We start from the raw sequence: 6218 nt of genomic DNA, 5'->3' as shown, positions 1-6218 counted from the left end.
CATGCCTGCGGCCATGACGGGCACACTTCGACCCTGCTGGCAGCGGCGAAATACCTCTGCGAAACGCGGGCCTTCGCGGGTCGTGCCGTGGTGATCTTCCAGCCCGCCGAAGAGGGCGGGGCCGGGGCCAAGGCGATGATCGAAGACGGTCTGATGGAGCGTTTCGGCATCGAAGAGGTCTATGCGCTGCACAACATGCCGGGGATGGAAGCGGGCAGCTTTGGCATCCGGCCCGATGCGATGATGGCGGCGGCGGATTTCTTCGACATCGTGTTGACCGGCAAGGGCGGCCATGCGGCGAAACCTCAGGAAGTGATCGACCCGGTGCCGATTTCCGCCCACCTGATCCTCGCGCTGCAAAGCATCGTGTCCCGCGCGACCGATCCGTTGGAGGAGATCGTGCTGTCGGTCACGACGCTGGAGACCGACTCGAAAGCGCTCAACGTGATCGGCAATTCGGTGAGCCTTGGCGGGACCGTGCGCACGATGAGCGCCGAGACCCGCGATCTGGCCGAGCGCCGCCTGCGCGAGATCGCGCAGGGGGTGGCTGCGACCCATGAGGCGACGGCAGAGGTCGACTACCGGCGCGGCTATCCCGTCACCCGCAATGATGCGGCGGCGGCCGAGGTCGCAGCGCAGGTGGCCGAGGCCGTGGCAGGCACCTGCGATCGCAACGTCGACCCGATGATGGGGGCGGAGGATTTCGCCTATATGCTGGAGGTGCGCCCCGGGGCCTATGGCTTCATCGGCAATGGCCCCAGCGCGCCGCTTCATCACGCGGAATACGATTTCAACGACGCGATACTGCCTGCGGGCGCAAGCTGGTTCGTCGGCATGATCGAGGCGCGTCTGCCTGCCGAGTGAGCCTCAGCGCATCACCATCACCGCGCATTTCGCATGGCGCACGACGCGCGAGGCGGTCGAGCCGATCAGGTAATCGCCAAAGCCCGGACGGTGCGACGCGATCACGATGCAATCGGCCCCAATATGTTCGGCGTAGTTCAGGATTTCATGGCCGGGCTGACCTTCGACAATCGCCCAGGCGCCTGCGTCGAACTCCGCCGCGCGCGTGGCGAGGTCATGCTCCAGCGTCTTGCGCAATTCCTCGGCATAACCCTCGGGCATGTAGTTGATCGCATAGGCGGGGACGTCTTCCATCACATGCAGCAAGGTGATGCGCGCCCCGTCGCCTGCCAGCGCCCGCGCGACATTGAGCGCGGCATCTGGGTTGTGATCTTCGTCGAAGGCGACGGGCACGAGAATGTTGGAATACATTGGTTTGGCTCCCTTTCTTTGTCGGGAGCCTGCCAGACGGTCTGGCCCGTCGCATTGATTTGAGTCACGCCGGAGGGGAGCCGCGCCACCAAATTCGCGTGAGTTGCCCGAGACCTGCGCCGCGCGCGCAGCCGACGCAGGTTTGGTGAGGCTCAGCCGCCGGTATGGCTCATGTGGCGCGACATCTGGCCCGAGACGGTCTGGCGCGAATAGTCGAAATCATGGCCTTTAGGCTTGCGCGAGATCGCCTCGCGGATCGCGGCTTCCAGCGCGGCATCGTCCTCGCTGGCTCGCAGGGGCGCGCGCAGATCGGCGTTGTCCTCCTGGCCGAGGCACATGAACAGCTCGCCCGTGCAGGTCACCCGCACGCGGTTGCAGTTCTCGCAGAAATTATGCGTCAGCGGCGTGATGAAGCCGACCTTCTGACCGCTTTCCTCCAGCCGGACGTAGCGCGCAGGCCCACCGGTTGATTCCGCCAGATCGGTCAGGGTAAAGCGTTCGGCCATCGCCTTGCGCACATCCGAGAGCGGCCAGTATTGATCGAGCCGCAGATCGTCGCCCATCTCGCCCATCGGCATCACTTCGATAAAGGTCAGATCGAAGCCCTCCGCCGCGCACCAGTCGATCAGGGTGAACAGCTCGTCCTCGTTGAAGCCCTTCAGCGCGACCGTGTTGATCTTGACCTTGAGACCCGCGCGTTTCGCGGCCTCCAGACCTTTGAGCACCTGTTCGAGCCGTCCCCAGCGCGTGATCTTCGCGAATTTGTCGGCATCGAGCGTATCGAGCGAGACGTTGATCCGCTTCATGCCCAGTGCCGCGAGATCATCGGCGAATTTCGCAAGCTGCGAACCGTTGGTGGTCAGCGTCAGCTCGCGCAGATCCCCGGTCTCCAGATGCCGCGAGATCGAGCGGAAGAAGGTCATGATATCACGCCGCACCAGCGGCTCGCCCCCGGTGATGCGCAGCTTCTTCACGCCGAGGCGGATGAAGGTCGAGCAGAGCCGGTCCAGTTCTTCGAGCGTGAGCAGTTCCTTTTTCGGCAGGAACTGCATGTGTTCGGCCATGCAATAGGTGCAGCGAAAATCGCAGCGGTCGGTGACCGAAACCCGCAAATAGTCGATCGGGCGGGCGAAGGGGTCGATGAGGGGCGTGTTATCCATGGTGCGGAAAGTAAGGCGCGGTGGACGGGGCGGCAAGGGGCGTCGCGTGGATCACGTGCGGGCAGGGCGCAGAGCAGGGGGTGGCAGTCGCCTCGGACTGGGCATAGGCTCGACGAAATTTTAAGGAGATTTCGAATGCGCAAACCCCTCTCCCGCCCGATCTTGGCGCTCACGCTGATGATGCCGATGGCGGGCTGCGCCACGCTGGGACTCAACGGCCCAAACGCCTCGGGTCCGGCGACCACGGCAGCCCCCGACGCCGCCGCTCCGGTCGCGACGCCGGTTCCGAAACCCAGCGCGAAAACCGCCGATTCCTTCGATACGACCACGGCAGAACAGCGCGCCGAGGCGGCGAAGAAGCCCGTGGGCGGCGAGACCAAGCTTGGCACCACCATCGCGAGCCTTGGCGATCCGGCCGATCCGGGCTTTTGGGTGAAGACCGGGCTGGTGAAAAGCGAAACCCCCGGCCGGATCGAAGACCCGAAAACCGGCAAATCCGCGAAGGTGACGCTGATCCCGTCGGGCAAGGCGGCTGGCTCGGGCTCGGAAGTGTCGCTGCCCGCACTGCGCTTGCTCGAGGTGCCGCTGACCGATCTGCCTGAACTCACCGTCTACAAACTGTAAGCAGCGCGATGAACCCTCTGCGCGAGATCGACATTCCGCCGCTCTGGCTTGTGCTCTTCGCGGCGCTGGTCTGGGCGCTGGGGCAGGTCGTTCCGATGCCGTTTCGCTATGATCGCGCGCTCGGGATGATCGCGATCGCGCTTGGGCTTGCACTCATGCTCGCCGCGGTGGGGCAGATGCTGCTTCACCGCACCACCTTCATTCCGCGCCGTGACCCGTCCGACCTCGTGACCTCCGGCGTCTTCGCGCTGTCGCGCAACCCGATCTATCTCGGCGACGCGCTGGTGCTGGCCGGGCTGGCGCTGATCTGGCACGCGCCTTTGGGGCTTCTGCTGGTGCCGGTCTTCATGTGGTTCATCACGCGGCGCTACATTCTCGGCGAGGAAGCCCGGATCGCCGCGCATTTCGGCGACGCTTACACCGCCTACCGCGCCCGGACCCGCCGCTGGCTCTGATCGGGCCGCGGCAAAGTGCTGCGCCCGTCAAAAAAGCTGGTGGCGGTGCAATCGGGTCGCAGCGCAAAATTGACGACCTAACGCTCTGATATTAAACCATAAATAACCCAAAAGTTCGGTATTCAATGGTATACACGAACCGGTGAGGCGCGCCGTGACCGATTAACAAGGTTTTACGGCCCATCGGTGCTTGTGAAACATTATTGCGCGATGCTAAGGAGTACGACGCAAGATTCCGGGTGTGCAGGCCATCGGCTAAACGCACCGCTATCCAAGGGGGAGTTAGAGTGAAAATCGGAGCTCCAAAGGAGATTTTCGAGGGCGAGGCGCGGGTCGCCATGACGCCCGACTCGGCTTTGCAGCTGCAAAAGCTGGGTCATGAGTGCTTCATCGAGACCGGGGCAGGCGTCCGGGCCGGCTTCACAGACGAGGCCTATGAGGCCGCGAACGTGACCGTCATCAAGACCGCCGCCGCGCTGTTCAAAGAGGTGGATTTCGTCATCAAGGTTCGGCCGCCGAGCGATACAGAGGTCAAGCGCCTCAAGCCCGGCCAGACCCTGATCTCGTTCTTCTACCCGGCCCAGAACGAAGAGCTTCTGAAAGCCGCCGAGAAGACCGGTGCGAATGTGATCGCGATGGACATGGTCCCGCGGATTTCGCGCGCGCAGAAGATGGATGCGCTGTCGTCGATGGCCAATATCGCGGGCTACCGTGCGGTGCTGGAGGCAGGCAACAACTTTGGCCGCTTCTTCACCGGTCAGGTGACGGCGGCAGGTAAGGTTCCGCCGGCGAAAGTGCTCGTGGTGGGTGCAGGCGTCGCGGGTCTCGCCGCGATCGGTGCGTCGACCTCGCTGGGTGCGATCACCTACGCCTTCGACGTGCGTCCCGAAGTGGCCGAGCAGATCGAGTCGATGGGCGCCGAGTTCGTCTATCTCGACTTTGAGGAGGCCGCGAAAGACGGGGCCGAGACGGGCGGCTATGCTGCGCCGTCCTCGCCTGAGTTCCGCGAAGCCCAGCTTGCGAAATTCCGCGAACTGGCGCCCGATATCGACATCGTCATCACCACCGCGCTGATCCCGGGCCGCGACGCCCCGGTGCTCTGGACCAAGGACATGGTCGAGGCGATGAAGCCCGGTTCCGTGATCGTGGACCTCGCCGCCGAGCGCGGTGGCAACTGCGAACTGACCGTGCCGGACCAGAAGATCGTGAGCGACAATGGCGTGACCATCGTCGGCTATACCGATTTCCCGAGCCGCATGGCGACGCAGAGCTCCACGCTCTACTCGACCAACATCCGTCACATGATGACGGACCTGACGCCCGAGAAGGACGGTGTCGTCGTCCATGACATGGAAGACGATGTGATCCGCGGTGCGACTGTGGCCTATCAGGGCGAGATCACCTTCCCGCCGCCGAAACCCAAGGTGGCCGCGATCGCGGCGCAAAAGCCGAAGGAAAAGGCCAAGGAGCTGACGCCGGAAGAGAAGCGCGCCGCCGAGGTGGCCGAGTTCAAGAAGCAGACCCGCAACCAGGTGACGCTGCTCGCCGTGGGCGCGATCGTGCTTCTGGGCGTGGGCCTCGTGGCGCCGGCCAGCTTCATGCAGCACTTCATCGTCTTCGTGCTCAGCTGTTTCGTGGGCTTCCAGGTGATCTGGAACGTCTCGCACTCGCTGCACACGCCGCTGATGGCTGTGACCAATGCGATCTCGTCGATCATCATCCTCGGCGCGCTGTTGCAGATCGGATCGGGCTCGTGGCTCGTGATCCTGCTTGCTGCGCTGTCGGTGTTCATGGCCGGGATCAACATCTTCGGTGGCTTCATGGTCACCCGGCGCATGCTCGCCATGTTCCAGAAGTCGTAAGAGGGGGAGAGCGTAATGGAAAACGGATTCTCGACCGCCGCCTATGTCGTCGCGGCAGTTCTCTTCATCCTCTCGCTGGGCGGCCTTTCGGGGCAGGAAAGCGCGAAACGGGCCGTGTGGTATGGCATCGTCGGCATGGGCCTTGCGGTTCTGGCGACGCTGATCGGCCCCGGCTCGGGGCTGTGGCTTCTCTCGGTCATCCTGATCGCGGCCGGTGGCATCATCGGCTGGTTCGTCGCGAACCGGGTGCAGATGACGGAAATGCCGCAGCTTGTGGCGGCGATGCACTCGCTGGTCGGTCTCGCCGCCGTCTTCGTGGGCTACAACGCCTATATCGAGATGGCGCGCGTCGGCGCGATGGGCATGGAAGAACAGCACGCGCTGAAAGGCTTTGCCGCTCTGATCGCGCATAAGACGCCGGTCGAGCTGTCGATCCTGCGCGTCGAGCTGTTCCTTGGCGTGTTCATCGGGGCCGTGACCTTCACCGGGTCGGTCGTGGCCTTCGGCAAGCTCGCGGGCAAGGTGACCTCGAAGGCGACCAAGCTGCCGGGCGGGCATATGCTCAACGCCGCAGCCGCGATCCTCTCGGTGATCCTGCTGATCCTGTTCATCAACGGGGCAGGCGCTTGGGCACTGATCGCGATGACGCTTCTGGCCTTCTTCATCGGTTACCACCTGATCATGGGTATCGGCGGTGCCGATATGCCGGTCGTGGTGTCGATGCTGAACTCCTATTCGGGCTGGGCCGCGGCGGCGATCGGCTTCTCGCTGGGCAACGATCTTCTGATCGTGGTCGGCGCGCTGGTCGGCTCCTCGGGTGCGATCCTGTCCTACATCATGTG

Annotated in this window: 7 protein-coding genes; 5 read left to right on the top strand and 2 right to left on the bottom strand. The window is 63.8% G+C overall.

Annotated features, from left to right (window positions below; translation table 11 throughout):
- The coding region (locus tag B3D39_RS20490; protein ID WP_286790041.1) for an amidohydrolase at positions 1-864 on the top strand (864 nt) is incomplete at its 5' end.
- A 3-nt stretch (positions 865-867) separates the two neighbouring features.
- Here B3D39_RS20490 and B3D39_RS20485 read toward each other — a convergent pair.
- Together B3D39_RS20485 and moaA are read right to left on the bottom strand one after the other, a co-directional pair.
- Positions 868-1275 (bottom strand): universal stress protein, encoded by a 408-nt coding sequence (locus B3D39_RS20485; RefSeq protein WP_078539596.1) that lies wholly within the window; start codon positions 1273-1275, stop codon positions 868-870.
- A gap of 152 nt (positions 1276-1427) precedes the next feature.
- Positions 1428-2435, bottom strand: a complete 1008-nt coding sequence (gene moaA / locus B3D39_RS20480) for a GTP 3',8-cyclase MoaA (protein ID WP_078570192.1) — start codon at positions 2433-2435, stop codon at positions 1428-1430.
- A gap of 135 nt (positions 2436-2570) precedes the next feature.
- On the opposite strand from moaA, the gene B3D39_RS20475 reads away from it, so the two are divergent.
- The 4 genes from B3D39_RS20475 to B3D39_RS20460 form a co-directional block, all read left to right on the top strand.
- Positions 2571-3059, top strand: a complete 489-nt coding sequence (locus tag B3D39_RS20475; RefSeq protein ID WP_274963460.1) for a D-galactarate dehydratase — start codon at positions 2571-2573, stop codon at positions 3057-3059.
- An 8-nt stretch (positions 3060-3067) separates the two neighbouring features.
- Positions 3068-3514: a methyltransferase family protein gene (locus B3D39_RS20470; protein ID WP_274963459.1), complete on the top strand. Its 447-nt coding sequence runs from the start codon at positions 3068-3070 to the stop codon at positions 3512-3514.
- A 287-nt stretch (positions 3515-3801) separates the two neighbouring features.
- On the top strand, positions 3802-5376 hold the full coding sequence (locus B3D39_RS20465; RefSeq protein WP_078519500.1) for a Re/Si-specific NAD(P)(+) transhydrogenase subunit alpha: 1575 nt from the start codon (positions 3802-3804) through the stop codon (positions 5374-5376).
- A gap of 15 nt (positions 5377-5391) precedes the next feature.
- Positions 5392-6218: NAD(P)(+) transhydrogenase (Re/Si-specific) subunit beta (locus tag B3D39_RS20460; RefSeq protein ID WP_286790040.1), on the top strand; the 827-nt coding region annotated here is incomplete at its 3' end.

Origin of the sequence: Thioclava sp. UBA3469 (genome assembly GCF_002378135.1) — a bacterium.
Taxonomy (GTDB): domain Bacteria; phylum Pseudomonadota; class Alphaproteobacteria; order Rhodobacterales; family Rhodobacteraceae; genus Thioclava; species Thioclava sediminum.
The sequence above is the reverse complement of the archived record's forward strand: the minus strand, read 5'-3'. Positions and strand labels throughout refer to the sequence as shown.